The organism is Streptomyces sp. NPDC027962, assembly GCF_055566095.1.
The window spans coordinates 1-24,449 of the sequence record NZ_JBVHTA010000056.1 but is presented as its reverse complement, the minus strand read 5'-3'; the positions used below and the strand labels follow the sequence as shown (position 1 = coordinate 24,449).

Sequence of the window (24,449 nt, the reverse complement as noted above, 5' to 3'; positions counted from 1 at the left end):
GACCTGCGAAGGGTCCGTACCCCGGTTTCCGTTGTGTGTGGGTGGAAGGACGCTACCGATGGCCATCAAGGACATGCCCGAGCACTGGCAGGTCACCGCGACCGACACGCCGTTCCGGGGCAACAAGACCAGCGTCCGCACCGACGACGTCGTCATGCCCGACGGGACGGTCGTCAAGCGCGACTACCAGGTCCACCCCGGCTCCGTGGCGGTGCTCGCCCTCGACGACGAAGGCCGCGTCCTCGTGCTGCGCCAGTACCGGCACCCGGTCCGCCAGAAGCTGTGGGAGATCCCGGCCGGACTGCTGGACGTGCCCGGGGAGAACCCGTTGCATGCCGCACAGCGGGAGCTCTACGAGGAGGCGCACGTCAAGGCGGAGAACTGGCGGGTGCTGACCGACGTCTACACCACCCCGGGCGGCTGCGACGAGGCCGTACGGATCTTCCTCGCCCGCGATCTGTCTGCGGCGGAGGGCGAACGGTTCGAGGTCGCCGAGGAGGAAGCCGACATGGAGCTGGCACGGGTGCCGCTGGACGAGCTGGTACGGGGCGTGCTCGCCGGCGAACTCCACAACACCTGCCTGGTCGTCGGCGTCCTGTCGGCGGTCGCGGCGCGCGGCGGCGACGGCTTCGACGCGCTGCGTCCGGCCGAAGCGCCGTGGCCCGCGCGGCCGTTCGAGGCGTGAGCGCGCCGATGACCCGGATGGCGTACATGGTGTGACGATCTGCTGAACCGATCGGGCGATGGCGCCGCCGTGCTCCGCACGGATCGTCGCAGAGCGTGAACTACGCTCGAATCGCCCGCGCGGAGCCCCGCCGGGCTCGGCTCGTGCACGGCGGAGTGGAGCGTGGCCCGTGACGGATCAGGCGCTGGACTTGGACGGCCCCGACCGGCCGGCCCCACCCGAGCACACCGCCACCCTTCCCGCACCTGGGCGCGTGCGTCGCGACGGCTCCACGCCTGAAGCGTCCGTCCCGGACGACCAGGCCGCCGCTGACGACCGGTTCGCCCCGGGCGGCGCCTGTGGCGATGCAGCCTCGGCCGGGCGGGCCGACCGGGACCGGGACCGGGACCGGGCCGGCGCCCTCGAGCGGGCCGATGTCGCCGACCGGGCCCATGCCGATGCCGGCTCGCCCGACGGAGCCGGTGCCCGCGACCTGGCAGCCCTCGACCGGGTCGACGCCCACAACGGGGCTGAACCTGACGACCGGGTCGCCCCGGGCGACCGGGCCGGCGCCTGCGACCGGGTCGCCGCGGAAGAGCATGTCGACGCCCCCGACCTGGCCGAGTCGGACGACCCGGCCAGGTCGGACCGCGACGACGAGTCCGGCGGTCGACTGGACGGGACGGCCGTGCGCGGCATCGGGGTCGGTGACGGCTCGGGGGAGCCCTCCGGAGGGGACACCGAGGGCGGGCACGAGGGCCATCGAGGCCGGGGGGACGGCGGTGCGGACGGGGGCGCCTCGACCGGGCCCACCGGCGGCCCCTCCCGTTCGGATGGCCGGCCCGATGCACAGCCCCCGCATGGCGGGGGGCCGTTCTTCGGGCGGGAGCGGGAGCTCAAGGCTCTGCTCGACGACATCGAGTGTGCCGGGCTCGACACGCTCGCCGGGCGCAAGACGCCCCGCGCCCGCGTGCTGCTGATCGCCGGGCGCCCCGGCGCGGGGCGTACCGCGCTGGCGGAGCAACTGGTCCGCAGGCTCGGCGGGCGCTACCCCGATGGTGTGCTGCGGGTGCGGCTCACCGAGCCCGGCGGGCGGCCGGTACCGATGGAGGAGGCGGCTCGCGGGCTGCTCGACCGGCTGGGCATCGCCTCGCCGCCCGGCGCAGGCGACGACGAACTGACCGAAATGGTGCGCGAGGCACTCGCCGACCGCAGGGTGCTGCTGCTCATCGACGACGCTGCCGACGCCGAGCAGGTCGACCTGCTGCTGCCGCAGAATCCCGACTGCCTGGTCGTGGCGGTCTCCCGGGGCCCGCTCACCGGCATCCCCGGCGTACGGCCGTGCACGCTCGGCGGCATGGACGCGAAGTCCGCGATCGAGCTGCTCACCACCTTCACCGGGTCCGTGCGGATCACGGTGGACCCGCAGGCCGCGGAAGCGGTCGTCGAGGAGTGCGGCGGCCAGCCCGCCGCGTTGGTGCTGGTCGGCGGCTGGCTCGCGGCCCGCCCCAACGCCTCGGTCGCGGATGCGGCCAAGCAGCTCCGCGGTCTGCCGCCGGACGAGAAGGAGCCCGCCGGGGCCAGGCCGCTCGCGCGTGCGTTCCGGCTGGCGTACGAGTCCCTCCCGCAGTCCGCCGCGCGGGCCCTGCGGCTGCTGGCGCTCGCGCCTGCGGGACTGGCGGACGCGCACACCGCGTCCGCGCTGGCCGGCTGCTCCGTACCGGCTGGTCAGGAGGCACTTGAGCGCTTCGCCGATCTAGGGCTGGTCCGGCACCGCGAGGACTGCTTCGAGGTGCCGGGCGCGCTCGCGCCGCTGCTGCGGGCGCTGCTGGCGGCGTCCGATCGGCCCGCCGAGGTGCAGTTGGCGCGGGCGAGGATGCTGGAGCGGACCGTACGACGCCTTCAGGCGTGCCGGGCGGCCACCGAGCCGGAGGACTCCCCGGCCCGCAAGAAGCTCGCCGCGCTGCCCCGGGCGTTGCGCTTCACCTCGGCGTGGGCGGCCAGGCGGTGGCTGCGCGACCGGCAGGCCGAGCTGCTGGCGTCCGCGCGCCTCGCCGTCGAGGACGGCGAGCTGGACACCCTGGCGCGCAGGCTTGTCGCGGCCCTGGTCAGGGCGCTGGTCGCGCACTGGGGGACAGAGGCGGCGGCCCCCGAGCTGTACGGACTGCATCAGCTGGTCCTCGATGTCGCGGAGCGCCGCGGGCTGCACCGTGAGCAGGCCGCCGCGCTGCTCAATCTCGGGGACCTCGACGCACAGACCGGCCGCATCGGGGACGCGCTGGCCCGTTACCGGGCCGCGCTCGACGCGGGGCGTGCCGCGAACGACCCGTACGCGACCGGCCGCGCGATGGAATCCGTAGGCGGCGCGTACCAGGAGATCGGGGACTGGCAGCGGGCCTCCGACTGGTACGGCCGGGCCCTCGCCCAGCGTCAGGCGCGCGGCGAGCGCGCCGACGAGGCGCGGCTGTGCGGCCGGCTCGGCACCGTGCACACATACGCGGGCCAGTACGGCGAGGCGCTGCGCAACTGGCGGGCGGCGGTCGCGGGCCACCGCAAGGTCGGCGATCTGCCCTCCCAGGCACGCTCGTTGAGCGAGGCGGCTCGTGTCCAGGAGTACGCCGGCCGGCACGAGGATTCGCTGCGCACGTGCCGGGAGGCGGTGGAGTGGGCGTGCCGGGCCGGTGACGTACGGCTGCAGGCAGCGCTGCAGCTCAGGCTGGCCGACACCCTCGACAGGCTCGGCGACCCGGCGGCTGCGGGGCTGCACCGGATGGCCGCCAAAGGACTGCTGGAAACAGAGGATTCAACCTACGAAATCCGTGGCAGTTCACTCGAAGATTAATGCTTTGCAAGGCTAGACAGCGAGAAATCCTTCATTAGACTGGCTGCACCACGTCCTCTCGTGGTGTGTCCCGGTATGCCTGTGCGTAGCTGGGTACGCGTGTCATCGACCGATATATCCCCTGAGTCAAGGACCGTGATCGACGTGAAGGTCGGCATCCCCCGCGAGGTCAAGAACAACGAGTTCCGGGTGGCCATCACCCCCGCCGGCGTGAACGAGCTCGTGCGCCATGGTCACCAGGTCTTCATCGAGCAGAACGCCGGTGTCGGTTCCTCGATCACGGACGACGAGTTCATCGCCGCAGGCGCGCAGATCCTGCCCACGGCAGACGAGGTCTGGGCCACCGCCGACCTGCTGCTGAAGGTCAAGGAGCCCATCGCGGAGGAGTACCACCGCCTCCGCAAGGACCAGACGCTCTTCACCTACCTGCACCTCGCCGCTTCCCGCGAGTGCACCGACGCCCTGCTGGAGTCCGGCACCACGGCGATCGCCTACGAGACCGTCGAGGTGAACCGCACGCTGCCGCTGCTCGCCCCGATGTCCGAGGTGGCGGGCCGGCTGGCCCCGCAGGTCGGCGCGTACCACCTCATGCGCTCGGTCGGCGGCCGCGGTGTGCTCCCCGGCGGCGTCTCCGGCACCCAGGCCGGCAGGGCCGTCGTCATCGGCGGCGGCGTCTCCGGCTGGAACGCCACGCAGATCGCCGTCGGTATGGGCTTCCACGTGACCCTGCTCGACAAGGACATCAACAAGCTGCGCGAGGCGGACAAGGTCTTCGGCACCAAGGTGCAGACGATCGTCTCCAACGCCTTCGAGCTCGAGAAGGCCGTCCTCGACGCCGACCTCGTCATCGGCGCCGTTCTGATCCCCGGTGCCAAGGCGCCGAAGCTGGTCACCAACGAGCTCGTCGCCAGGATGAAGCCCGGAAGTGTACTTGTCGACATTGCAATCGATCAGGGCGGCTGCTTCGAGGACTCGCGTCCCACCACGCACGCCGAGCCGACCTTCCCGGTGCACAACTCGGTCTTCTACTGCGTGGCCAACATGCCGGGCGCGGTGCCGAACACCTCCACCTACGCTCTGACCAACGCCACGCTGCCCTACATCGTGTCGCTGGCCAACAACGGCTGGGTCGAGGCGCTGCGCCGTGACCCCGCGCTCGCCAGGGGCCTCAACACCCATGACGGCAAGGTGGTTTACCGCGAGGTCGCGGAGGCGCACGGCCTCGAGAACGTCGAACTGCTGACGCTGCTCGGCTGACCGGTCAACCCGCGCCGTCAACATCACGAGTCCGGCCGGACCTTGCCCAGCAAGGTCCGGCCGGACTCGTCTCCGCCCGCTTTACGGCTCTCGGTCAACTCGCGTCGAACGTAACCCTTTAACCGTTTCGCGTGCCCCTGAAACGTGTGGGCGGAGGCACGCGAAGAAGGCTGTGCGCCCTTGACAGGGGGGTGTTCGATTGCCGACACATCGGGCCGGGTCCGGCGGATTGTGTTGCTGCGGACCGGTGACACGCCATAGAGTCGCCAATCGTCGGCATGGTGCCACGCTGACCTATCGATAAGTTTCCTGGTCACATCCAAGGAGGTAAGACGACTTGTGAATGAGTCGACATTTACTCCCGGGCGTGCCCGACCAGGAACTCCCCCCCTACGCCCCGGGGGCGTGGGGGAGGTGCCCCCAGCGGCGGGCCAGGGCCCGTCGTCCGGTCTCGAGGCTGTCGGCTCCGTCGCTGTCCGCCCCTTCGCGACGCACCAGCACACGACGCACATGACGACAGCCCACACGATGAAGACGATGGACGGCCAACACGTGAACGCCACGGCCGGCAACGAGAGTGGCCGAGAGTCCACCCACTTCGCCGCCTACGAGGAAGTCCCCGAGGGGCACTTCTACGACCCCGATGCCGAGTACGAGCCCGATCCCGAGTACGCGGCCACCCTCGCGCCCGACGCTGCCCGCCAGCGCCGCGAGCGGATCGGCCCCACCGGACGCCCGCTGCCGTACTTCCCGATCCCGGGCCCGCTGACCGACCACGGCCCCGCGAAGATCATCGCGATGTGCAACCAGAAGGGCGGCGTCGGCAAGACGACGTCGACCATCAACCTGGGCGCCGCACTCGCCGAGTACGGACGACGCGTGCTGCTCGTCGACTTCGACCCGCAGGGCGCGCTGTCCGTAGGTCTCGGCGTGAACCCCATGGAGCTGGACCTGACGGTCTACAACCTCCTCATGGAACGCGGCATGTCGGCCGACGAGGTTCTCCTCAAGACCGCTGTGCCCAACATGGACCTGCTGCCGAGCAACATCGACCTCTCCGCCGCGGAAGTGCAGTTGGTGAGCGAGGTCGCGCGCGAGTCGACGCTGCAGCGCGCACTGAAGCCGCTGATGTCCGACTACGACTACATCGTGATCGACTGTCAGCCGTCGCTCGGCCTGCTCACCGTCAACGCGCTGACCGCGGCACACAAGGTCATAGTGCCGCTCGAGTGCGAGTTCTTCGCGCTGCGCGGAGTCGCGCTGCTGACCGAGACGATCGAGAAGGTCCAGGAGCGGCTCAACCCCGAGCTGGAGCTCGACGGCATCCTCGCCACCATGTACGACTCGCGTACCGTGCACAGCCGCGAGGTGCTGGCGCGGGTCGTCGAGGCGTTCGACGACCACGTGTACCACACCGTGATCGGGCGGACCGTCCGCTTCCCGGAGACCACGGTCGCCGGTGAGCCGATCACGACGTACGCCTCGAACTCCGTCGGCGCCGCCGCATACCGCCAGCTCGCCAGGGAGGTGCTCGCCCGGTGTCACGCCGAGTGAGTCTGCCCGGGGCCGACGAGCTGTTCCGTACGACCGGGGGCATGGCGCTGCAGGCGTCGTCCCCGCGCAAGCAGGCGAACGCGAACGGGAACGCGGGCGGTGAGCCGCGGGTGCCGACGCAGGGCGAGCCGGACGACTCGGCAGCCGCCGAGTCGTCGTCCCGGCCGTCCGCGTCGGGCGAGGCGTCCGCGCCCCCCGCGTCCGAGGAGCACTCCGCGGCGGACGCGGAATCCTCCGGGGAAGGCCGCAGCCGGTCCACTGACGCAGCGGCCGCCGCAGGCCGGTCCGGGTCCGCGACGCCGCCCCAGGCCCGTCGGGGCGCCGCCCAGGAGGCCGCGCCCCGACGGCGGGGCCGTGGCGCGAACCGCCGGCCCAGCGGACGGGAACGCCACGACGAGAAGATCACGGTCTACGTCTCCGCCGAGGAACTCATGGACCTCGAGCACGCGCGGCTCGTCCTCCGCGGCGAGCACGGCCTGGCCGTCGACCGCGGCCGGATCGTCCGCGAGGCGGTGGCGGTGGTCCTCGCGGACCTGGAGCAGCGGGGCGACGCGAGCATCCTCGTGAGACGCCTGCGGGGGCGCTGACCGGATAGCCTGCGGGCGCGCCTGTTCCTCCCGCTCCCTGGACCCACATGCCCCCGAACGACGACCCGCCCCGCCCCTCCCGCCGCCGCGCCCTGGGCCGGGGCCCGGGCACGTCGCCCCCGTCGGAGCCCGCCCCTGCGCCTGCGCCCGTCGGCGCCTCGGGCGAAACCGGGGGCGAGCCCCCTGCCCCCGAGGACCGTGCGCCCGGGGCACGGCCCCCGGGCCCCGAGCCTCGCGCGCTGCGCGGTGTCGGGGTGGACCAGGCTTCTGAGACCGGCGCGGCCGGCGCGGAGGACTGCGCGTCCGGGGCGGAGCCCCCGGGTCACGAGGGCTACGCGCTGCGCGGCGGCGAGGGCGACGTGGAGGCGGCCCTGGTCGTTGAGCCGGGTGCGGCACGCGCCGAGGATCGTGCGCTGGGCGGTGTCGGGGTGGGCCCGGTCGCCGAGCCTGGCGTGCCCGGTGTCGAGGATCGCGCGCTGCGCGCCGGCGGGGCGGCCGTGGCCGTTGAGCCGGGTGCGGCATGCGCCGAGGACGCGTCGGGGGGCGGCGCGAGCGAGCCGGGTGCGGGTGGGGCCCCGGAGGGGGACGGGCGGTTCACCGTGCGGCTGGCGAACTTCGAAGGGCCCTTCGATCTGCTGCTGCAGCTCATCTCCAAGCACAAGCTCGACGTCACCGAGGTCGCGCTCTCCAAGGTCACCGACGAGTTCATGGCGTACATCCGCGCCATGGGGCCGGACTGGGATCTCGACCAGACGACCGAGTTCCTCGTCGTCGCCGCGACGCTGCTCGACCTCAAGGCCGCCCGGCTGCTCCCCGCCGCCGAGGTGGAGGACGAGGCCGACCTCGCACTTCTCGAGGCGCGGGACCTGCTCTTCGCGCGGCTGCTCCAGTACCGCGCGTACAAGCAGATCGCCGAGATCTTCGACGGGCGGCTGGCCGAGGAGGCCAGGCGGTTCCCGCGTACCGTCGGGCTCGAGCCCCATCACGCCGAGCTGCTGCCCGACGTTGTCATCAGCATCGGGGCGGAGGGCTTCGCCAGGCTCGCGGTGAAGGCCATGCAGCCCAAGCCGAAACCCCAGGTGTACGTGGACCACATCCATGCGCCCCTCGTCAGCGTCCGCGAGCAGGCCGAGGTCGTCGTCGGACTGCTGAGGGCGCGCGGCCGGGCCACCTTCCGGGAGCTGACGGACGGCGTCGACGACACCCTGACCGTCGTCGCCCGGTTCCTCGCCCTGCTGGAGCTCTACCGCGAGAAGGCCGTCGCGCTGGACCAGGAGGAGGCCCTGGGGGAGCTGACGGTGGTCTGGGCCGGTGCCGAAGCCGAGTCGGTGACGGTGACGGACGAATTCGATCAAGTCGTGGAGGAGAAGCCATGAGCGAGGACCTCAAGCCCGCACTCGAGGCCGTTCTCATGGTCGTCGACGAGCCGGCCACCGAGGAGCACCTCGCCAAGGTGCTGGAGCGCCCGAGACGGCAGGTGTCGGACGCGCTGCGCGAGCTCGCCGACGAGTACACCGTGCAGGGCCGGGGCTTCGAGCTGCGGCTCGTCGCGGGCGGCTGGCGGTTCTACAGCCGCCCGGAGCACGCCGCCGCCGTCGAGCGCTTCGTGCTCGACGGGCAGCAGGCACGGCTCACCCAGGCCGCCCTGGAGACTCTCGCGGTCGTCGCGTACCGGCAGCCCGTGAGCCGGGCACGGGTCTCCGCGGTGCGCGGAGTGAACTGCGACGGCGTCATGCGCACCCTCCTTCAGCGAGGTCTCGTCGAGGAGGCGGGAGCGGAACCCGAAACAGGTGCGATCCTGTACAGGACGACGAACTACTTTCTGGAGCGGATGGGCCTGCGCGGCCTGGACGAGCTTCCGGAGCTCGCCCCCTTCCTACCGGAGGCGGACGCGATCGAGGCCGAGACGCAGGAAGGCGTTCCGTCGTTCGATCCGGACGCTCCGGAGACAGACGACGCAGCCAGACACTCAAACAATCAGACGGAATTTTGATGCGAAGCAGCAGCGGCAGGAACAGCAGCGGAAACAACGGCGGGAGCCGTGGTGGCAACAGCGGCGGCCGCGGCAACAGCGGCGGGCGCGGCAACTACAGGGGTGCCGGCAACAGCCGCGACGACCAGCAGAAGCGTGCGGGCAAGCCCCGTCCCGAGGAGCGCCGCTACGACGTGGGCGGCTCGCCGGAGGCGCCGAAGAAGGGGCGCGGTGGCGCGGCCCGCGGCGGGGCCAAGGGCGGCCCCAGGCAGTCGCCCCAGCGCGGCGGCGGCCGCACCGCTCCCGCGCGTTCGCGTGAGTACGACGCCCGGACCGAGGAGCGCAACCGGGAGCGTTACGCGAACAAGCCGGAGATCAAGACTCCCAAGACCTTCGGTGACCAGGAGGGGGAGCGGCTGCAGAAGGTGCTCGCCCGCGCCGGCATGGGTTCGCGCCGGGCCTGCGAGGAGCTGATCGACGCCGGCCGGGTCGAGGTCAACGGCAAGATCGTGATCGAGCAGGGCGTCCGCGTCGACCCCGAGAAGGACGAGATCAAGGTCGACGGCCTGACCGTCGCGACCCAGTCGCATCTCTTCTTCGCTCTGAACAAACCCGCCGGTGTCGTCTCCACCATGGAGGACCCCGACGGCCGCCAGTGCCTCGGTGACTACGTCACCAACCGCGAGACCCGGCTGTTCCACGTCGGCCGGCTCGACACGGAGACCGAGGGCATCATCCTGCTCACCAACCACGGCGAGCTGGCCCACCGCCTCACCCACCCCAAGTACGGCGTGAAGAAGACGTACCTCGCCGCCATCCAGGGGCCGCTGCCGCGCGAACTGGGCAAGCGGCTCAAGGACGGCATCCCGCTCGAGGACGGCTATGCCAGGGCCGACCACTTCCGGGTGGTCGAGAACACCGGGAAGAACTACCTCGTCGAGGTCACGCTCCACGAGGGCCGCAAGCACATCGTGCGCCGCATGCTCGCCGAGGCGGGCTTCCCGGTCGACAAGCTGGTGCGGACCTCCTTCGGTCCCATCTCGCTGGGCGACCAGAAGTCCGGCTGGCTGCGCCGGCTGACCAACACCGAGGTCGGCATGCTGATGAAGGAAGTCGGCCTGTAGGAAGTGCAGGGTGCCGGCCTGTAGGTGGTCGGGCCGTCCAGAAGTCGGCCGTCCAGAAGTCGGCCGCCGGGAAGCCGACCCGTAATTGAACAAAAGCACACAAAGGGCCCGTGACCTCCCAGGTCGCGGGCTCTTCGCCGTCTTACGGGCTTGTGGCGACCGCCGCGGACGCTTTATAGTCAATATGACTATTAAGGAGCCGGCGTGAGCCTCGCGGAACTTCTTCTGCCCCTGCAGCAGCCCCTGTTCACCGTGCTCGAAACCCCGGTGAGCTGGACCGAGTTCCTCGGCTTCGGCAGCGGTGCCCTCTGCGTGTGGCTCGTCGCCCGCCAGCACATCGCCAACTGGCCGATCGGCATCGCGAACAACATCTTCTTCATCCTGCTCTTCACCCAGGCGGGCCTGTACGCCGACGCCGGCCTGCAGGTCGTCTTCATCACCCTCGCCGTGTACGGCTGGTGGACCTGGACCCACGGGGGTGGCCCAGGCTCTGCCGTTCTGCCGGTGCGACGCACGACCCGCACCGAGTGGACCTGGCTGCTCGCGGCGGGGGTGGTGGGGACTCTCGCGCTGACCGTTCTCCTCGACCGGGCCACCGACTCGACCGTCCCCTTCTGGGACGCGCTGACCACCGCCCTGTCCCTGATGGCGACCTACGGCCAGTGCCGCAAGCGCGTCGAGTCGTGGTGGCTGTGGATCGCCGCCGATGTGGTGTACGTGCCGCTGTACGCGTACAAGGAGCTCTATCTGACCTCCCTGCTCTACGTCGGCTTCATGACCCTGTGCGTCGTCGGCCTGCGCAACTGGTCCCGCGACGTGTCCGCACGGCAGCCGGACGCAGTGGGGGCGAGCGTATGAAGCGCTACGGACACGGCCTGGTCCTCGGCAAGTTCTATCCGCCGCACGCCGGCCACCACCATCTCGTACGGACCGCGGCCGACCGCTGTGAGCGCCTCACCGTCCTCGTGTGCGCCGCCTCCGTGGAGTCGCTGTCGCTCGACGACCGGGTGGCCTGGATGCGCGAAGTGCACCCGGGAGTACGGGTCGTCGGCGCGGTCGACGACATCCCCGTTGACGTGAACGACCCCGCCGTCTGGGACGCGCACATGGCCGTCTTCCGCGCCGCCGTGCCAGGACGCGTGGACGCCGTCTTCACCTCGGAGGCGTACGGAGTGGAGCTGGGCCGCCGCTTCGGCGCCGAGTCCGTCTGCGTCGACCCCGGCCGCAGTGTCTTCCCGGTCTCCGGGACCGCCGTGCGCAAGGACCCCGTCGGCTGCTGGGATTTCCTCGAGCCGCCGGTGCGCGCCGCACTGGCCCGCCGCGTGGTCGTCCTCGGCGCCGAGTCCACCGGCACCACCACGATGGCCTGGGCCCTCGCCGAGCACTACCGGCGGCGCGGCGGAGTGTGGACACGGACCCGCTGTGTGCCGGAGTACGGGCGGGAGTTCAGCGAGCACAAGCTGGCCGCACTGCGGACCCTGCGCCCGGGCGCGGGCTGGGAAGAGGTCACGTTCGCGTCGGAGGAGTTCCCGCTCATCGCACGGCGGCAGGCACAGCTGGAGGAGGAGGCGGCACGGGCCGGGTCGCCCGTCGTCTTCTGCGACACCGACGCCTTCGCCACCACCATCTGGCACGAGCGCTACATGGGCGGCCCCTGCCCCGCCGCGCCCGAACCGCGCAGACAGCACCTGTGGCTGCTCACCGACCACACCGGCGTCGGCTTCGAGGACGACGGCCTGCGCGACGGAGAGCACCTGCGGCCCTGGATGACAGACCGCTTCCGGGAGGAGCTGGCCCGCACCGGCCGCCGCACCGTCGAACTCACCGGACCGCACGAGCGGCGGCTCGCCACCGCCGTCGCAGCCGTCGACGCACTGATCGGCGAAGGCTGGGATCTCGCCGACCCTCTTCCGGAGACACCATGAGCGCCACACCCCCGGCGGGCTACGACCCGTACGCCTTCGAACCCTTCGCCGTCACCGTCGACCTCGCCGTCTTCACCGTCAGGGAAGGACGGCTGCAGGTCCTGCTCGTCGAACGCGGTCAGGAGCCCTACCAGGGCGTCTGGGCGCTGCCGGGCGGCTTCCTGCTGCCCAGGGAGTCCGCCGAGACGGCCGCCCGCCGTGAACTGGCAGAGGAGACCGGCCTGACGGAGCAGACCGCCGCCGACCTCCACCTCGAACAGCTGCGCACGTACAGCGACCCCGACCGCGACCCCAGGATGCGTGTCGTCTCCGTCGCCTACACCGCGCTCGTACCGGACCTGCCGGAGCCGCGCGGTGGAGGCGACGCTGCGCGTGCCCGGTGGACCCCGATGCCGAAGGCCGCGTCTCCCCCGGCCTTCGACCGGGGGGACCATCTCGCTCCGCTCGCCTTCGACCACGACCGGATCCTCGCCGACGCGCTGCGACGCATCGGCGCCAAGCTCGAATACACCTGTCTCGCCACCGCCTTCTGCCCGCGCGAGTTCACGCTCGGCGAGCTTCAGCAGGTGTACGAGACCGTCTGGGGCGTCGAACTCGACCGTCCCAACTTCCGGCGCAAGGTCCTCGCCACCCCCGGCTTCGTCGAGGCCGTCGAGGGCGAGCCGCGCCGCACCGGCGGCCGCGGGAAACCCGCCGCGCTCTACCGGGCGGGATCCGCGTCCGCCCTGCACCCACCACTCCTGCGACCGGAGGGACGGCAGCAGACATGACCACCACGAGGAGCACCAGGACCATCACCAAGCAGGCAGCCACCGGCTCGCTGACCGGGCTCGCGCTCGGCGACGCGCTCGGCTTCCCGACCGAGTTCAACGACGTGCCGTCGATCCTGGCGAAGTGCGGGCCGTGGCGGCAGATGGAGCTGCCCACGCCGGCGATCGTCACCGACGACACCCAGATGACGCTCGCCCTCGCACGCGGCATCCGCACGGCGATGTCCCGCGGCCTGCTCGTCGCGTCCCGGCTCGTCCAGCCGGTGCGCGACGAGTTCGTCGCCTGGTACCACTCGCCGGAGAACAACCGGGCCCCCGGCCGCACCTGCCTCGTCGCCTGCCAGAAGCTCGACAGCGACCGGCCCTGGCAGGAAGCCAGCCAGATCGACTCCAAGGGCTGCGGAGCCAACATGCGCGTCGCGCCCGTCGGCCTCGTACCGGGCCTGAGCGAGGAACAGCGCGCCGGCGCGGCGCAGTTGCAGGCCGCACTCACCCACGGCCACCCGACGGCGCTCGCCGCGAGCGACCTCACGGCCCGCGCGGTGTACCTGCTGGCGCAGGGCGCCGAGCCGACCGGTCTGGCGGGCCAGCTTCGCTCGTACGCGTACGAGAACCGCAGCCGCTATCTGCACCGCTGGCTCGGCGACCTGTGGACGTACGCGCACGACCCGACGCCGGAGGCGTTCATCGCACGCGGCTGGGACGAGTGCCTGCAGATCCTGGAGCGGCTGGCCGCGGCGCTGCGCACGCCGGAGCCGGAGCTCGATCCCTGCCTCGCCACCGGCGACGGCTGGATCGCGGAGGAGGCGCTCGCCACGGGCCTGCTGTGCTTCCTGATGTTCCCCGAGGCACCCCTGACGGCCCTGCGCCGTGCCGCGTGCACCAAGGGCGACTCCGACTCCATCGCCTGCCTCGCCGGCGCCTTCGCGGGCGCCCACCTGGGAGCCCGCGCATGGCCCAGCCAGTGGGCGGACCGCATCGAGTACCGGGGGGAGCTCGTGACGCTGGGGGCGCTCTGGGACGCGTGATCCATGACCCGAACAGCCCTGGGGCTCCTCGGGCTACGCCAGCCGGATCGAGTCCCCGGCGACCGTGATCTGCTCCGGTGACAGCGGCTTCGTGGCCGGACCGTCGGCGACGGAGGCGTCGGCGATGCGGAACTTGCTGCCGTGGCACGTGCAGTTGATCATGCCGTCGGTCACGCTCGCGACCGTGCACCCCTGGTGTCTGCAGACCGCGGAGAACGCTTTGAAGTGGCCGGCCTCCGGCTGGGTGACGACGATTTTCCTGTCGGCGAAGACCTTTCCGCCGCCGACCGGGATGTCGGCGGTGCTGGCGAGTTCCTCACCCGCGGGCGTGCCCGGCGGCTGCGTGGCAGGGGCGTCCCCGCCGCCGTCCCCGCCCCCGCAGCCCGTCACCAGGGTGGCGGCGCCCGCCGCGCCCGTCGCCAGGACCGTCCGTCGGCGAGTGTCCATGACAGTCTCCTCAGCTCGTGGCCCGATCCGCTCGGGGTCACGAGCATCCTGACCTCAGAAGCGGCGGGAAGAAAGCACCCGGGCAGCGTGTCCACCCGCCGGCCCGGTGTGCTGCTCATCCCCAGTGGGCGAGCTGACGAGGGTGGCCGTCCGCGCACCGGCGGACCGCCATCACGGCCTGGACCGCCGACCGCTCCACGGGCCCGTACACATGGGGGAACCGCCCCCCGGTCCCCTCACGGCGGACCTCGGCTCCCAGCCGCGTCTCGTCGATGACCAGGACCAGCAGCTCCGACACCTCGCGGTAGTGCGCGTCCGCGACGGCCAGCGCCGTGGATTCGTCGGCGGAGCAGTGCACAAAGCCCTCGGCGGCCAGCGATGCGGGGGCGTACGGGTGCCCGGGGTCGGCGGTCCATTCGGCCGCGGGCACGACATGGAAGATCATGCGCCAGTTGTAGCGCAGAGAGGCCCGCGGTCCGTCTCGCAGGGCGGTCGCCGCGGCCGTCCCGCCGCACGCTGACTACGCTGAAACCCGGAGCACCCGCGCAGGCAGGCACTGGCAAGCACTAAGGAGCACGACGTGGCGGTACGAGCGGTCCGTGGAGCCGTCCAGCTGGAACGGGACGACGCCGGACACATGGACGAGCAGGTCAGCGAGCTGCTCACCGCCATCCTGGAGCGCAACGGTCTGGTCCCCGACGATCTGATCAGCGTCTGGTTCACGGCGACCCCCGACCTCCACAGCGACTTCCCGGCCGCCGCGGCGCGCAAGCTCGGCATCGTCGACGTGCCGCTGATCTGCGCGCAGGAGCTGGACATCGTCGGAGCCATGCCGCGTGTGGTGCGCGTACTCGCCCATGTCGAGTCCGACCTGCCCAAGTCGGAGATCGCCCACGTCTACCTCGGCGCCGCAGCCGCCCTTCGCAAGGACATCGCCCAGTGAGAACCGCGCTCGTCATCGGAACCGGACTGATCGGCACGTCCGCGGCGCTGGCCCTCGCGGGCCGAGGGGTCGCCGTGCACCTGACGGACCACGACCCGGAGCGGGCCCGTACGGCTGCCGCGCTCGGCGCGGGAACGGAGGAGCCTCCGGAGGGGCGCGTCGATCTGGCTGTCGTCGCCGTGCCGCCGGCGCACGTCGCCACCGCGCTGGCCGACGCCATGCGGTCCGGCGTCGCCCGCGGCTACCTCGACGTCGCCAGCGTCAAGGGCGGCCCGCGGCGGGAGCTCGAGGCGCTCGGCATCGACCTGTCCGGCTACATCGGTACGCATCCGATGTCCGGCAAGGAACGTTCCGGTCCCCTGGCGGCCACCGCGGACCTCTTCGAGGGCAGGCCGTGGGTGCTGACGCCCACCCGCGACACCGACACCGAGGTCCTCAACCTCGCGCTGGAACTCGTCGCGCTGTGCCGGGCCGTCCCCGTCGTCATGGACGCGGACGCCCACGACAAGGCGGTCGCGCTCGTCTCCCACACTCCGCAGCTCATCTCCTCGATGGTCGCGGCGCGGCTCGAGGAGGCCGACGACACCGCGGTACGGCTCTGCGGGCAGGGCATCCGGGATGTGACCCGTATCGCGGCCTCCGACCCGCGGATGTGGGTGGAGATCCTGTCCGCCAATCCCGGCCCGGTGGCCGATGTGCTGGCCGGGGTGGCGGCCGACCTCGACGAGACGGTCCGTGCGCTGCGGTCCCTGCAGTCCTCCGACGAGTCCAAGCGTCAGGATGGCGCCGAGGGCATCGAGGACGTCCTCCGCCGTGGCAATGCGGGCCGGGTGCGGGTGCCCGGCAAGCACGGCGCGGCGCCGGCCGTGTACGAGGTCGTCGCGGTGCTGATCAGCGACCAGCCGGGCGAGCTGGCCCGCATCTTCGCGGACGCCGGTCGCGCCGGCGTGAACATCGAGGACGTCCGCATCGAGCACGCGACGGGGCAGCAGGCGGGCCTGGTCCAGCTCATGGTCGAACCCACGGCGGCGACGCTCCTGACGGCGGCCCTGCGGGAGCGGGGCTGGTCGATCCGCCAGTAGCCGAGGCTGCCAGCAGCCGCCGCCACCAGTAGCCGACGGTCGGGCACCATCCACGCACAGTGCCCGACCGGCCCCTCGCAGGGCCCCGAACCCGCCCTGTGACAGGGGCCCGAGGGGCCCCTGGGGCCGGCCCCGGTGGAGGGGTGCAGAAGCGGTGGTCAGCACTCGGTAACCTTGTGCTGGGTGATTCGGCGCTCCCGCCCGCCCACTCCCACCGACCTGGAAGGTGTCCGACACCGTGGAATCCGTGATCGTCGCCATCGATGGCCCCTCCGGCACGGGCAAGTCGAGCACCTCCAAGGCCGTCGCGTCCGCGCTGGGGCTGAGCTACCTCGACACCGGCGCGCAGTACCGAGCGATCACCTGGTGGATGATCAGCAACGGCATCGACGTGTCCGACCCCGCCGCGATCGCGAGCGCTGCCGGCAAGCCCGTGATCGAGTCGGGCACCGACCCGGCCAGGCCGACGATCACCGTCGACGGTCTCGACGCCTCCGGGCCCATCCGCGAGCAGGACGTCACCTCCAAGGTCAGCGCCGTCAGCGCCGTGCCCGAGGTGCGCACCCTGATCACCGAGCTGCAGCGGTCCATCGCCGCGGCGGCCGAGAAGGGGATCGTCGTCGAGGGCCGGGACATCGGCACCACCGTGCTACCCGACGCCGACCTGAAGATCTTCCTGACCGCGTCCCCCGAGGCCCGTGCCGCCCGCCGCAGCGGCGAACTCAAGGGCTCGGACGTCTCGGCCACCCGCGAGGCCCTGATCAAGCGGGACGCGGCCGACTCCAGCCGTAAGACGTCGCCGCTCGCGAAGGCGGACGACGCGGTCGAGGTCGACACCACCGATCTCACCCTTCAGCAGGTCATCGAGTGCGTCGTGACCCTCGTTGAGGAGAAGCGGGCCGCCAAGTGACCGTACCCTCGCAGAAGGGCGCGGCTGTCGGGCGGGGCATCGGCATCGGGCTGATGTACGGGCTGTGGAAGCCGCGTGTACTGGGCGCATGGCGGGTCCCGGCAACCGGGCCGGTCATCCTTGCGGTGAACCACTCGCACAACATCGACGGGCCGATGCTCATGGGCACCGCGCCCCGGCCCGTGCACTTCCTGATCAAGAAGGAGGCGTTCGTCGGTCCTCTGGACCCGTTCCTCACCGGGATCGGGCAGCTCAAGGTGGACCGTATGACCGCCGACCGCGCCGCCATCACCAGCGCGCTCGGTGTGCTGGACAACGGCGGCGTCCTCGGCATCTTTCCCGAGGGCACCAGAGGAGAAGGCGACTTCGCCTCGCTGCGCGCCGGGCTCGCGTACTTCGCGGTGCGCGGCGGCGCCCCGATCGTCCCGGTCGCGGTGCTGGGAAGCACCGACCGCCGCGGACGGTTGATAAGGGGGCTGCCTCCGCTGCGCAGCAAGGTCGATGTCGTCTTCGGCGAGGCCTTCGAGGCCGGTGACGGCAGCGGACGCCGTACGCGCAAGGCGCTCGACGAAGCGACCGTGCGCATCCAGGAGCGGCTCACCGCCCACCTGGAAAACGCCAAGCGCCTCACAGGGCGCTGGGCCAGACTTGAGTAATGGACCGCCCAAGTGACGCGGTTCAGTGACGAACGAGGAACGGACTTCATGAACGACCAGCACGACCACGGAGCGCTCGGCGACGCCGAGTACGCGGAGTTCATGGAGCTCGCCGCGGAAGAGGGCTTCGACGCGGAGGACGTCGAAGGCGCGATCGAGGAGGCCGGGCACGGCCCGCTGCCCGTCCTCGCCGTCGTCGGCCGCCCGAATGTCGGCAAGTCGACCCTGGTGAACCGCATCATCGGCCGCCGCGAGGCCGTCGTCGAGGACAAGCCCGGCGTGACCCGCGACCGTGTCACCTACGAGGCCGAGTGGGCCGGCCGCCGCTTCAAGGTCGTCGACACCGGCGGCTGGGAGCAGGACGTCCTCGGCATCGACGCCTCCGTCGCCGCCCAGGCCGAGTACGCGATCGAGGCCGCCGACGCCGTCGTCTTCGTCGTCGACTCCACGGTCGGCGCGACCGACACCGACGAGGCCGTCGTCAAGCTGCTGCGCCGGGCCGGCAAGCCCGTCGTGCTCTGCGCCAACAAGGTCGACGGACCGAGCGGCGAGGCCGACGCCACGGCGCTCTGGTCACTGGGCCTCGGCGAGCCGCACCCCGTCTCCTCGCTGCACGGCCGCGGTACGGGCGACATGCTCGACGCCGTCCTCGAAGCGCTGCCCGAGGCGCCCGCCCAGACCTTCGGCACCGCCGTCGGCGGCCCGCGCCGCATCGCCCTGATCGGCCGTCCGAACGTCGGCAAGTCCTCGCTGCTGAACAAGGTGGCGCGCGAGGAGCGGGTCGTCGTCAACGAACTCGCCGGCACCACCCGCGACCCGGTCGACGAACTGATCGAGCTCGGCGGCGTCACCTGGAAGTTCGTCGACACCGCCGGTATCCGCAAGCGTGTCCACCTCCAGCAGGGCGCCGACTACTACGCCTCGCTGCGCACGGCCGCCGCCGTCGAGAAGGCCGAGGTCGCTGTCATCCTGATCGACGCGACCGAGAACATCAGCGTCCAGGACCAGCGCATCATCACCATGGCCGTCGAGGCGGGCCGCGCGATCGTCGTCGCCTACAACAAGTGGGACGACCTCGACGAGGAACGCCGCTACTACCTCGAGCGCGAGATCGAGACCGAGATGCAGCAGGTCGCCTGGGCGCCGCGGGTGAACGTCTCGGCGCTCACCGGCCGCCACATGGAGAAGCTGGTCCCGGCGATCGAGACGGCCCTCGCGGGCTGGGAGACACGCGTCCCGACCGGCCGGCTGAACGCCTTCCTCGGCGAGATCGTCGCCGCCCACCCGCACCCGATCCGCGGCGGCAAGCAGCCCCGTATCCTCTTCGGCACGCAGGCCGGCACGAAGCCGCCGCGGTTCGTGCTCTTCGCGTCCGGGTTCCTGGAGCACGGTTACCGGCGCTTCGTCGAGCGCCGGCTGCGCGAGGAGTTCGGCTTCGAGGGCACCCCGATCCACATCTCGGTGCGGGTGCGGGAGAAGCGCGGCCGCACCAAGAAGTAGTCGGCAGGCCGTCGTCAACGGCGCTGTCCCCGGACCGTGTTCGACGGTCCGAGGACAGCGCCGTTCGGCGTTCTGCGCGGGTCGGATCCCCTGGTCAGATTCCCTTACGGGGGGCCGGCGGCAGCGCCGCGGGTTGGTGCGCCGAGTGCCTGCCTGTTGAATGGGAGTGCCAACCGCCCTGGTGGCCGGTGGAGTTCGAGTGGCTCCCCGGATGGGCCGAGTGAGCCCCGTAGCCCCCGTGGCTTTGGTGAACGGCAGGGCTCACATGGCTTCCGTAGCCGTAGAAGCCGCCCCGACCGGTGTGCAGCCCCGTCCCGAACGCCTTGAAGCCGAGGTCCTCCTCTCCGCTGCGGTCGCCCGGCAGCGTCCTGAACGCCCTGAGGTACTCGGAGTACAGCGCGTCGTAGATCGGCGTGGCCGAGTGGCCCGCCGACCCGTCGCGCGCGGAGCGCATGGAAGGGATCTGGCTCTGGAACGGCTGGGGGGAGGGGTCGTATGAGTGCACGTACGTGCAACGACGCCGCCGTCCCACGGATGCGGGCTGCGAGCAGCTGCATTCTTCCGGGGGACGGCCCGGAGCGCCGCCCGCGCGCGGGCCCGCGCACGACGTACGCCGGGGGAGCGCACTCCCCGGCGTACGTCGTGCGCGCCTGCCGGGCCGGTCGGCAGACACACCCCCGTGGTCCTGGGCGCGGCGGGTGGCAGTCCAGGTGGTCCCGGTTTCCGACGCGGGTCAGTCGTGGGCGGCGCTGCGGCCCCGTCGACGGCTCAGACCCCTCGTCGGCGGCGCTGCGGACCGGTGAGCGCTCAGGTACCCGCCAGCGGCATCGCGGCGGCGACCAGGCGCCCGCCGGCCGCCGCCTTCTCCAGCGCGTCGCGCAGCAGGTCCTCGCGCGGCTGCTGACCGATCGAGCCCACGGGAGCGGCGAAGACCAGGACCGTGCGCGTCCTGCTCGCGGCGGTCCGCCAGCCCTCCGTGACCTGGAGCGGCTGGTGCGCCTGCCACCAGGCCACCGGGCTGCCACCGCCCGTACCGGGCTGGAGAACGGCGTGCAGCTGCCCCATGGCGACCAGCACCGACCAGCCGGGCAGCTGGGGCGGACGCTGGTTCACATCGGTGACGGGCAGGAAGCCCTGCTCGATCAGGAGCGGCAGGAAGTCGTCGCCGCCGCTGCCGCTCGTGCCCGGCCGGGCGATCGGGGCGGTCGGCTCCACGACAAGAGCCGGGTGCACCTCGCCGTCCAACAGGATGAGGCCACTGGTGACGCCGAGTACGGCCTGCTGGGGGGCGGCGCCCGGGATCCGCTGCTCCTCGCCCGTGATGGAGCGGACGGCGCCCTGGAGCTGGTCCTCCGCGACCTGCACGACCTGCGACGGGATGCAGGTGGCGTGGGCGAAGGCCAGTACGGCGGTTTCGTCGCCCACGAACAGCACGGTGCTGGTCCGCTCCTGCTCGGAGTCGCCCGGGGTGCGGCAGGAGGTGCAGTCGTAGCTGCCCGGGGCGTTCAGGCCGGCGAGCAGCCGGTCGGCTTCTTCGTCGCCGATCTCGGCGCGTACGTCCTCGCTGACGTCGAGCATGCGCGGCACGGGTGGCTCCTCGGACTTGATCGTGTGTGCCGGGCGGTTCCCGGCTCGACAGGGTCAACGGGTGATCTGCGGCGGTGGTCACGCGTGAACGGGCAACGATTCATGGCGCGTGTCGTGGTGCGTGGCGAAGCCGAAGCCCGTTGATGCGCCGTCAGCCGGCCTTGTCGGGTGGCGGAGCAGGCAGTTCGTACGTCCGGCCGGTGTGCTGCCGCTCCTCTCGACGGGTCGCGACCGACCGCACATCAATTACCGGCCCCCGCAGGCAAGTAGAGTCAAGGCGTACACGCATGCCCTCCGACCAGGGGGCATCGGCAGGACCCGGGGGACGCGGCGAAGCATGCGCATTTCATTTCTGCTCCACAACGGCTACGGCATCGGCGGGACGATCCGGACGACGTTCACTCTCGCCCGCACGCTCGCCGAGCGGCACGACGTCGAGATCGTCTCCGTCTTCCGCCACCGCGACGAACCGGCGATGGGCGCGCCCCCCGGGGTCACCATGAAGCACCTGGTCGATCTCCGGAAGAAGAGCCCCGGCTACGACGGCGACGCCCCGCTCGCCAAGCGGCCCGCCAAGGTCTTCCCGCGCGGCGACGGCCGGCACAAGCAGTACAGCCGCCTCACCGACGCCCGGATCGCGGCTCATCTGGCGTCCCTCGACGCCGACATCGTCGTCGGCACCCGCCCCGGCCTGAACGTGCACATCGCCCGGCAGACACGGCGCGGCGTCGTGCGCGTCGGGCAGGAACACCTGACGCTCGACAGCCACAGCTACCGGCTGCGCCGTGAGGTCGGCCACCGCTACACCCTGCTCGACGCGATCACCACCGTCACGGAGGCCGACGCCCGCTCCTACCGCGAGCGGCTGAAACTTCCCGGCGTGCGGATCGAGGCGGTGCCCAACAGCGTGCCCGCCCCGTCCGTCGCGCCCGCGGCGGGCACCGCGAAGTGGGTTGTCGCGGCCGGCCGCCTCACCCGGGTCAAGCGGTACGACCTGCTCGTCAAGGCCTTCTCCAAGGTGGTCGCCGCCCGCCCCGACTGGCGACTGCGGATCTACGGCAGCGGTGACGCCACCGGCAACGAGAAGCAGGCGCTGCGCACCCTCATCGAGGAGCGGGGGCTCCACAACCATGTCTTCCTCATGGGCCCCGCGAACCCGCTGGAACCGGAGTGGGTCAAGGGCTCCGTCGCCGCGGTGACCTCCAGCCTGGAGTCGTTCGGCATGACCATCGTCGAGGCGATGCGCTGCGGCCTGCCCGTCGTCTCCACCGACTGCCCGCACGGCCCCCGCGAGATCATCGAGGACGGCGTGGACGGCCGGCTGATTCCCGTCGGCGACGTGGACGCGATTGCCGACGCGCTGCTCGGACTGATCGACGACGACGCACTGCGGCTCCGTATGGGAAGCGCGGCGCTGACCGCCTCCGCCCGTTTCGATCCCGTGCCGATCGCCCGACGCCACGAGGCGCTGTTCACCGAGCTCGTCGCGCGCGGCGAGGGCAGTCGCTCGCGCAGCGCGCTGCGCGAGGCGCTGCACCGGGGACGGAGCTCGCTCTATGACGCGGCCTATTCCCTGCGTTATGTTGCCGCGGATCTGATCCGCAGAAGGAAGAAGAGCTCATGAGCACGCCCACCACGTCTACGCGCCGCACGACGCCACGCGCCGACTGCGTCGCCGACGCGGCCGGCGGCATCACCTTCGACGTGGCCGGCGCCGGCGCGCACGACGCGGCCCTCGTCCTGAAAAGGCGCGGTGGCAACGGACCCGCGGACGAGCTGCGACTGCCGCTGACGGCGTCCGGCGAGGGCTTCCCGAGGGCCGGCCTGCCCAGCACGGTCGAGCTCGCCGAAGGGCGCTGGGACGTGTACACGGAGAGCGGCGAGGCCTTGGAACCGGGCATACGGGACCTGCGGGCCCTCGTCGACCAGGAACCCCACTCCGGCCGGATCGCCGTGCGCGTCCCCTATCCGACCGCCGACGGCCGGCTCGCGGTGCGCTGCTGGGTCCGCACCCCGCACGCGGAGGCCGGTGCGATCGGCTTCGCCCCCGAGCAGGGCGCGATGTCCGTCGAGGGCGTGCTGTACGGCACGGAGCTGGGGGAGGGCGCGGTCGTTGAGGCGCGCCTGCGGTCCGGCGAGCGGGTGCACGAGGTTCCCGTGAGCGGCGAGGGCAGGACGTTCGCCTTCACCCTGCCGTACGGACCGATCGCCGAGGGCGCCACGGGCGAGGAGCGGCTCTGGGAGCTGTGGCTGCGTCCCGCGTCGGACGCCCCCCGGGTACGGATCTCCCGCATCCTGGACGACGTCTGGGACAAGAAGTCCATTTTCGTCTATCCGAAGCAGCGCACAGCCACCTACCAGGCCGTGGCCTGCTACTCCGGGGACAACGACCTCTGCGTCCGTGTCACGGCGGCGGCCTGACACACAGGGGTCCGGCCCTGACAGCGGGGATCCGCTCCTGATGCCGGGATCCGGCTGAGGACAGAAACTGTCCTCAAGTCCTGGCAGACTCCCCGCCATGTTGGAAACCTCGGCACGACTGCTGCGTCTGCTCTCTCTACTGCAGGCACACCGGGAATGGTCCGGTGCCGACCTGGCCGACCGGCTCGGCGTCACTCCGCGCACGGTCCGCAGGGACGTGGACCGGCTGCGCGAGCTCGGCTACCCGGTCAACGCCAGCCCCGGAACGGGCGGCGGCTATCAGCTCGGCGCGGGTGCCGAGCTGCCGCCCCTGCTGCTGGACGACGAGGAGGCCGTGGCCGTCGCCGTGGGTCTGCGCACCGCGGCGGGGCAGGGCATCGAAGGCATCGGGGAGACCTCCGTACGCGCCCTGGCCAAGCTGGAACAGGTGCTGCCGAACCGGCTGCGACGGAGGGTGAGCGCGCTCAACTCCTTCACCGTGCCGATGCTGCGCGGGCAGCAGCGTTCGACCGTCGACGCGAGCGTGCTCACCGGGCTCGCCAATGCCTGCCGGGACAGCGAGCGGCTGCGCTTCGAGTACCGTGACCACGGCGGCTCCGCGACCCGCCGCACCGTCGAGCCGCACCGGCTGGTGTGCACCGAGCGCCGCTGGTATCTCGTCGCGTGGGACGTGGACCGCGGGGACTGGCGTACCTTCCGGGCCGACCGGATCACCCCCAAGCCACCGCACGGCCCCCGTTTCACCCCGCGCACCCCGCCTGCGGAGGACCTCGCCGCCTACGTCTCCAAGGGCGTCTCCATCGGGGCGTACGCGGCCAGGGCGGTCATCCGCCTGCACACCTCCGCGGACCGGGCGGCCCGGACGATCGGCCCGTCCGACGGCGTCCTGGAAGCGATCGACGACACCACCTGCCTGCTGCGCACGGGGGCCGCGAGCCTGGACGTCATGGTGATCCACGTGCTGCTCCTGGGAGTCGAGTTCGAGGTGGTGGAGCCGCCGGAACTGACGGACCGCATCAGGGATCTGCGCGACCGCCTGACCCGCGCGCTGCCGTAGCGGCGGCGGGCTCTTGGCCCCACGGCAGCCAGGGTGATTGCAAAGTCTGAGGTTCTGGGGGCGGTGCTGGTCAGCTGAGTCCGAGGAGGGCCAGTGGCCGTTCGAAAGGGCGGAGAGACATCT

Annotated in this window: 23 protein-coding genes and 1 pseudogene; 20 read left to right on the top strand and 4 right to left on the bottom strand. The window is 71.8% G+C overall.

Annotation, left to right across the window (positions count from 1 at the left end; translation table 11 throughout):
- Positions 1-58 precede the first annotated feature (58 nt).
- The 12 genes and pseudogenes from ACZ4SA_RS33660 to ACZ4SA_RS33605 all read left to right on the top strand — a co-directional run bounded on the left by ACZ4SA_RS33660 (position 59) and on the right by ACZ4SA_RS33605 (position 13,723).
- Complete coding sequence (locus ACZ4SA_RS33660) at positions 59-685, top strand: NUDIX domain-containing protein (RefSeq protein ID WP_468281705.1); 627 nt, start codon at positions 59-61, stop codon at positions 683-685.
- A gap of 844 nt (positions 686-1,529) precedes the next feature.
- Positions 1,530-3,506: pseudogene (locus ACZ4SA_RS33655) on the top strand (tetratricopeptide repeat protein); the annotation flags it as partial.
- Positions 3,507-3,650: 144 nt separating this feature from the next.
- Entirely contained in the window at positions 3,651-4,763 is a 1,113-nt protein-coding gene (gene ald / locus ACZ4SA_RS33650) for an alanine dehydrogenase (protein ID WP_468281729.1), read from the top strand.
- Positions 4,764-5,102: 339 nt separating this feature from the next.
- On the top strand, positions 5,103-6,317 hold the full coding sequence (locus ACZ4SA_RS33645) for a ParA family protein (protein ID WP_468281704.1): 1,215 nt from the start codon (positions 5,103-5,105) through the stop codon (positions 6,315-6,317).
- Positions 6,302-6,904, top strand: a complete 603-nt coding sequence (locus ACZ4SA_RS33640; RefSeq protein ID WP_468281703.1) for a hypothetical protein — start codon at positions 6,302-6,304, stop codon at positions 6,902-6,904. Before ACZ4SA_RS33645 ends, ACZ4SA_RS33640 begins: the two co-directional genes overlap by 16 nt.
- 47 nt (positions 6,905-6,951) lie before the next feature.
- Positions 6,952-8,280: a segregation and condensation protein A gene (locus ACZ4SA_RS33635; RefSeq protein WP_468281702.1), complete on the top strand. Its 1,329-nt coding sequence runs from the start codon at positions 6,952-6,954 to the stop codon at positions 8,278-8,280.
- Positions 8,277-8,897 (top strand): SMC-Scp complex subunit ScpB, encoded by a 621-nt coding sequence (scpB, locus tag ACZ4SA_RS33630; RefSeq protein ID WP_468281701.1) that lies wholly within the window; start codon positions 8,277-8,279, stop codon positions 8,895-8,897. The genes ACZ4SA_RS33635 and scpB overlap by 4 nt, the downstream gene beginning before the upstream one ends.
- A complete protein-coding gene (locus tag ACZ4SA_RS33625; protein ID WP_468281700.1) occupies positions 8,897-10,000 on the top strand; it encodes a pseudouridine synthase in 1,104 nt (367 codons plus the stop codon). The genes scpB and ACZ4SA_RS33625 overlap by 1 nt, the downstream gene beginning before the upstream one ends.
- A gap of 204 nt (positions 10,001-10,204) precedes the next feature.
- Positions 10,205-10,858, top strand: a complete 654-nt coding sequence (gene pnuC, locus ACZ4SA_RS33620; RefSeq protein ID WP_468281699.1) for a nicotinamide riboside transporter PnuC — start codon at positions 10,205-10,207, stop codon at positions 10,856-10,858.
- The gene (locus ACZ4SA_RS33615) at positions 10,855-11,925 is read left to right on the top strand and encodes an AAA family ATPase (protein WP_468281698.1); all 1,071 of its coding nucleotides are present in this window, start codon (positions 10,855-10,857) and stop codon (positions 11,923-11,925) included. The genes pnuC and ACZ4SA_RS33615 overlap by 4 nt, the downstream gene beginning before the upstream one ends.
- Entirely contained in the window at positions 11,922-12,695 is a 774-nt protein-coding gene (locus tag ACZ4SA_RS33610; protein ID WP_468281697.1) for an NUDIX hydrolase, read from the top strand. Before ACZ4SA_RS33615 ends, ACZ4SA_RS33610 begins: the two co-directional genes overlap by 4 nt.
- Positions 12,692-13,723, top strand: coding sequence for an ADP-ribosylglycohydrolase family protein (locus tag ACZ4SA_RS33605; RefSeq protein ID WP_468281696.1), 1,032 nt, complete (start codon positions 12,692-12,694; stop codon positions 13,721-13,723). The genes ACZ4SA_RS33610 and ACZ4SA_RS33605 overlap by 4 nt, the downstream gene beginning before the upstream one ends.
- Positions 13,724-13,756: 33 nt before the next feature.
- Here ACZ4SA_RS33605 and ACZ4SA_RS33600 read toward each other — a convergent pair whose 3' ends face one another.
- Positions 13,757-14,170 carry a Rieske (2Fe-2S) protein gene (locus tag ACZ4SA_RS33600; protein WP_468281695.1) on the bottom strand — a complete coding sequence of 138 codons (414 nt, stop codon included), beginning with the start codon at positions 14,168-14,170 and terminating at the stop codon, positions 13,757-13,759.
- A gap of 115 nt (positions 14,171-14,285) precedes the next feature.
- Positions 14,286-14,615 (bottom strand): DUF952 domain-containing protein, encoded by a 330-nt coding sequence (locus tag ACZ4SA_RS33595; RefSeq protein WP_468281694.1) that lies wholly within the window; start codon positions 14,613-14,615, stop codon positions 14,286-14,288.
- A gap of 135 nt (positions 14,616-14,750) precedes the next feature.
- On the opposite strand from ACZ4SA_RS33595, the gene aroH reads away from it, so the two are divergent.
- The 5 genes from aroH to der all read left to right on the top strand — a co-directional run bounded on the left by aroH (position 14,751) and on the right by der (position 19,261).
- Positions 14,751-15,113 carry a chorismate mutase gene (gene aroH, locus ACZ4SA_RS33590; RefSeq protein ID WP_468281693.1) on the top strand — a complete coding sequence of 121 codons (363 nt, stop codon included), beginning with the start codon at positions 14,751-14,753 and terminating at the stop codon, positions 15,111-15,113.
- The gene (locus tag ACZ4SA_RS33585) at positions 15,110-16,195 is read left to right on the top strand and encodes a prephenate dehydrogenase (RefSeq protein ID WP_468281692.1); all 1,086 of its coding nucleotides are present in this window, start codon (positions 15,110-15,112) and stop codon (positions 16,193-16,195) included. The genes aroH and ACZ4SA_RS33585 overlap by 4 nt, the downstream gene beginning before the upstream one ends.
- Before the next feature lie 226 nt (positions 16,196-16,421).
- Positions 16,422-17,105 (top strand): (d)CMP kinase, encoded by a 684-nt coding sequence (gene cmk / locus ACZ4SA_RS33580; protein ID WP_468281691.1) that lies wholly within the window; start codon positions 16,422-16,424, stop codon positions 17,103-17,105.
- Entirely contained in the window at positions 17,102-17,761 is a 660-nt protein-coding gene (locus ACZ4SA_RS33575; RefSeq protein ID WP_468281690.1) for a lysophospholipid acyltransferase family protein, read from the top strand. Before cmk ends, ACZ4SA_RS33575 begins: the two co-directional genes overlap by 4 nt.
- Positions 17,762-17,809: 48 nt before the next feature.
- A complete protein-coding gene (gene der, locus ACZ4SA_RS33570; protein WP_468281689.1) occupies positions 17,810-19,261 on the top strand; it encodes a ribosome biogenesis GTPase Der in 1,452 nt (483 codons plus the stop codon).
- A 94-nt stretch (positions 19,262-19,355) separates the two neighbouring features.
- Here der and ACZ4SA_RS33565 read toward each other — a convergent pair whose 3' ends face one another.
- Entirely contained in the window at positions 19,356-19,715 is a 360-nt protein-coding gene (locus tag ACZ4SA_RS33565) for a hypothetical protein (protein WP_468281688.1), read from the bottom strand.
- A gap of 353 nt (positions 19,716-20,068) precedes the next feature.
- Positions 20,069-20,848: a hypothetical protein gene (locus tag ACZ4SA_RS33560; protein ID WP_468281687.1), complete on the bottom strand. Its 780-nt coding sequence runs from the start codon at positions 20,846-20,848 to the stop codon at positions 20,069-20,071.
- A 337-nt stretch (positions 20,849-21,185) separates the two neighbouring features.
- Between ACZ4SA_RS33560 and ACZ4SA_RS33555 the strand changes: the two genes are divergently transcribed.
- From ACZ4SA_RS33555 to ACZ4SA_RS33545, 3 genes are all read left to right on the top strand, one after another.
- On the top strand, positions 21,186-22,472 hold the full coding sequence (locus ACZ4SA_RS33555) for a glycosyltransferase family 4 protein (RefSeq protein ID WP_468281686.1): 1,287 nt from the start codon (positions 21,186-21,188) through the stop codon (positions 22,470-22,472).
- Positions 22,469-23,269, top strand: coding sequence for a hypothetical protein (locus ACZ4SA_RS33550; protein ID WP_468281685.1), 801 nt, complete (start codon positions 22,469-22,471; stop codon positions 23,267-23,269). Before ACZ4SA_RS33555 ends, ACZ4SA_RS33550 begins: the two co-directional genes overlap by 4 nt.
- A gap of 97 nt (positions 23,270-23,366) precedes the next feature.
- Positions 23,367-24,326, top strand: a complete 960-nt coding sequence (locus tag ACZ4SA_RS33545; RefSeq protein ID WP_468281684.1) for a helix-turn-helix transcriptional regulator — start codon at positions 23,367-23,369, stop codon at positions 24,324-24,326.
- Positions 24,327-24,449: the final 123 nt, after the last annotated feature.

Coding starts and splice junctions, on each gene's coding strand:
- scpB (WP_468281701.1), top strand. CDS start 8,277: ATGAGCGAGGACCTCAAGCCCGCACTCGAGGCCGTTCTCATGGTCGTC.
- ACZ4SA_RS33600 (WP_468281695.1), bottom strand. CDS start 14,170: ATGGACACTCGCCGACGGACGGTCCTGGCGACGGGCGCGGCGGGCGCC.
- ACZ4SA_RS33565 (WP_468281688.1), bottom strand. CDS start 19,715: ATGCGCTCCGCGCGCGACGGGTCGGCGGGCCACTCGGCCACGCCGATC.
- ACZ4SA_RS33605 (WP_468281696.1), top strand. CDS start 12,692: ATGACCACCACGAGGAGCACCAGGACCATCACCAAGCAGGCAGCCACC.
- ACZ4SA_RS33595 (WP_468281694.1), bottom strand. CDS start 14,615: ATGATCTTCCATGTCGTGCCCGCGGCCGAATGGACCGCCGACCCCGGG.
- ACZ4SA_RS33545 (WP_468281684.1), top strand. CDS start 23,367: ATGTTGGAAACCTCGGCACGACTGCTGCGTCTGCTCTCTCTACTGCAG.
- ACZ4SA_RS33660 (WP_468281705.1), top strand. CDS start 59: ATGGCCATCAAGGACATGCCCGAGCACTGGCAGGTCACCGCGACCGAC.
- der (WP_468281689.1), top strand. CDS start 17,810: ATGAACGACCAGCACGACCACGGAGCGCTCGGCGACGCCGAGTACGCG.
- ACZ4SA_RS33615 (WP_468281698.1), top strand. CDS start 10,855: ATGAAGCGCTACGGACACGGCCTGGTCCTCGGCAAGTTCTATCCGCCG.
- ACZ4SA_RS33550 (WP_468281685.1), top strand. CDS start 22,469: ATGAGCACGCCCACCACGTCTACGCGCCGCACGACGCCACGCGCCGAC.
- ACZ4SA_RS33555 (WP_468281686.1), top strand. CDS start 21,186: ATGCGCATTTCATTTCTGCTCCACAACGGCTACGGCATCGGCGGGACG.
- ACZ4SA_RS33610 (WP_468281697.1), top strand. CDS start 11,922: ATGAGCGCCACACCCCCGGCGGGCTACGACCCGTACGCCTTCGAACCC.
- ACZ4SA_RS33625 (WP_468281700.1), top strand. CDS start 8,897: ATGCGAAGCAGCAGCGGCAGGAACAGCAGCGGAAACAACGGCGGGAGC.
- ACZ4SA_RS33635 (WP_468281702.1), top strand. CDS start 6,952: ATGCCCCCGAACGACGACCCGCCCCGCCCCTCCCGCCGCCGCGCCCTG.